We start from the raw sequence: 441 nt of genomic DNA, 5'->3' as shown, positions 1-441 counted from the left end.
GCCGTTGAACTCGGTGGTCACCGCGATGCGGTCCAGCTCCGACAGCAGTTGCCCCACTTCTGCCTGCAGCGCCTTGCGGTCGCTGGCGCTGTTGGTGGCGTTGGCCGATTGCACCGAAAGTTCACGAACGCGTTGAAGGATGTCGCCTGCAGATTTCAAAGCGCCTTCCGCAGTCTGGGCGAGAGAGACACCGTCGTTGGCGTTGCGCACTGCTTGGTTCAGGCCGCGAATCTGGGCACTGAACCGTTCAGAGATGGCCAGACCGGCAGCGTCGTCCTTGGCGCTGTTAATGCGCAGACCCGACGACAGGCGTTGGATGGATTGGGACAACTGCGACTGACTGGTTGTCAGGTTGCGTTGGGCCGTCAAAGAGTTGACGTTGGTGTTGATGATGGCTGCCATAGCTTTTTCTCCAGTAAGGACCGTTTGACACGGAGTTGC

1 pseudogene is annotated in these 441 nt (G+C 59.4%); it reads right to left on the bottom strand.

The window, feature by feature from the left end:
- Positions 1 to 402: pseudogene (locus HA630_RS02665) on the bottom strand (flagellin); the annotation flags it as partial.
- Positions 403 to 441 lie beyond the last annotated feature (39 nt).

Source organism: Aquabacterium sp. A08, assembly GCF_011742065.1.
The sequence above is the reverse complement of the archived record's forward strand: the minus strand, read 5'-3'. Positions and strand labels throughout refer to the sequence as shown.